Below are 2,214 nucleotides of genomic sequence, written 5' to 3' on the forward strand. Positions count from 1 at the left end.
CGGTTGCATGACGTACTCCAAGGTGAATGGGTGGCACCTTTACTTTAGGATCGCTTCGCGTGCGTTACCGACCTGCCTTCATTCATAGTATCTAGGCTATATCCCGCCCGCCGAAGCTGAGGCAAACTACTACCGGCAGCTTAAAAAGCCTGCCACCGAACCGCTATTAACTTAAGCCAACCAGCCTCCACGGTTTCTGGCGCGGTTCACTTGGCTCATAAGCCGGTCAACACGAGGTAGTTGCCGCTGCTGAGATTTTCTGAAGGGCTATCGCACGGTAGGTGCGAGTACCAAAGCGTAGAGAGGAACATACGATGCGTGTATTTCAAGTTGACCAGGACTGGTCCATCGAGCATCTCCAGATGGCGTCGAAACCGATGCCTCAGCCAGCCGCAGGGGAGGTGCGTCTCAAGATGCGGGCTGCGGCTTTAAATTATCGCGATCTCATTATTCCTAGCCACGGTTACGGGAAGCGAATGAAAGATCTGCCACTCATCGTACTCAGCGATGGTGTGGGTGTCATTGATGCCGTAGGCGCTGGGGTAACTCGGTTTCAGGTAGGTGAGCGTGTATGCCCGATCTTTTATCAAACGTGGGTGGACGGTGCACCAAACGCCGAACGAATGCAATCTAGCTTGGGTTGCGAGCAGGATGGAACCATGGCGACCCATTTGGTGATACCCGAGGAAGGGGTATGCCGTGTGCCCGCCTACCTCTCTGATTTTGAAGCCGCAACGTTGCCTACTGCGGGTGTAACGGCGTGGCGAGCCCTGATCACCGAGGGGCGACTGAAGCAAGGGGAAACCGTCCTCGTGCAAGGGACTGGCGGAGTCTCTCTGTTTGCGCTCCAGATTGCGAAGTCACTGGGCGCGGTCGTGATCATTACGTCTTCCAGCGACAAGAAACTTGCCAGCGCGAAGTCGCTTGGAGCGGACTACCTGATTAATTACGAGAAGGAGCCACAATGGTGGCGCACGGTGAGAGAGCATACGCGGGGCGTCGGCGTCGATCACATTGTTGAAGTCGGGGGGGCAGATACGCTAGCCCAGTCCGTGCGCGCTGTCCGGACAGGAGGAGCAATCAGCTTGATCGGTGTCCTTTCCGGTTCTGATCCAAAAATTCCACTTGGCCAGGTTGTAACGCGGCACATCAGGTTGCAAGGAATCACTGTCGGCAGCCGTGCCGACTTGGAAGCAATGCTAACCCATTTCGAAGCGACCAGATTGCGACCCGTGGTCGATCGCATATTCCCATTCGAGGCGCTTCATTCAGCAATGCATTACCTCGCTTCAGGCAAGCATTTCGGAAAGATCTGTATTCGCCACTCGGTGTGATGTCGTCGGCTCGAATGCGCAATAGGGGCACAAATGCGTGAAGACAGAACTACGCAGGATATCCGCAATCGAATCGCATGCTCAAGGCATTGCAGGAAAAAGGAAAAGGCACCCCGTTGATGCCGAGGTGCTGAAGGTGCGTTTGCCTTACCGGCGCGAACATATCAACCAGCTTGGGGACTACCTGCTGCACCTCCACAGACGGGCACCGCCGCGAGGCCAACGATTGAATTCCTATCCCATTAGCTGCTCGACGGCGATGTGGCGGTTTTCTACGAATTGCGACCAGCTTGAGATATGTTCACGCCGGCGTTTCGGGATATCTTTGTTTGGATTGGTGCCGGAACGCCTAGCAGGCACGGCGCAGCCTCCAGTGAACTCGTGAGCGACCAACGCAACGGAGATAAGCACGAGCAAACTTTCCTCGCTCAAGAGCACGCCCTAGATCCTGCTGGCCACCGGCCGGTGGCCGTGTCCTGCCCCCAATTCACCAACGGAGACTCCCATAATGCTCATTCCTCCAACATTCGCAAGACTCAGCGTTGCGCTGTCGCTTCTCGCTGGATGCGATCCCAGGTGGAATTCAAATGCGTGCCAGGGGCAGTGATGCTGATCGTGCGGAACGGCCAGGTCGCCTACTTCGAAGCTGTGGGGCAGCAGGATCCGGTGCATGGCACGCCCATGAGCAAGGACAGCATCTTCCGGATCTACTCGATGACCAAGCCCATGACTTCGGTTGTCGCCATGAGGCGGACTTGCAGGGGTTGGCGACAATCACCTTGCCGACATGACCTGTCAGCACGTTCGCGATGGCGATCGTGTTGCCGGTCGCCTCGAGTACCACGTGGTCGTCGGGCTTCAGCTTGGCAGCAAAGCGTTC

At 56.5% G+C, this 2,214-nt stretch carries 1 protein-coding gene and 1 pseudogene; both read left to right on the forward strand.

Translation table 11 applies throughout. From position 1 onward, the window contains the following. Positions 1–314 precede the first annotated feature (314 nt). The gene (locus tag K309_RS0134600; RefSeq protein WP_029050436.1) at positions 315–1,334 is read left to right on the forward strand and encodes a zinc-dependent alcohol dehydrogenase family protein; all 1,020 of its coding nucleotides are present in this window, start codon (positions 315–317) and stop codon (positions 1,332–1,334) included. Between the two features lie 606 nt (positions 1,335–1,940). After that, positions 1,941–2,027: pseudogene (locus K309_RS43665) on the forward strand (hypothetical protein); the annotation flags it as partial. Positions 2,028–2,214: the final 187 nt, after the last annotated feature.

The sequence above is a fragment of the Cupriavidus phytohabitans genome (genome assembly GCF_000426345.1).
Lineage (GTDB): Bacteria > Pseudomonadota > Gammaproteobacteria > Burkholderiales > Burkholderiaceae > Cupriavidus.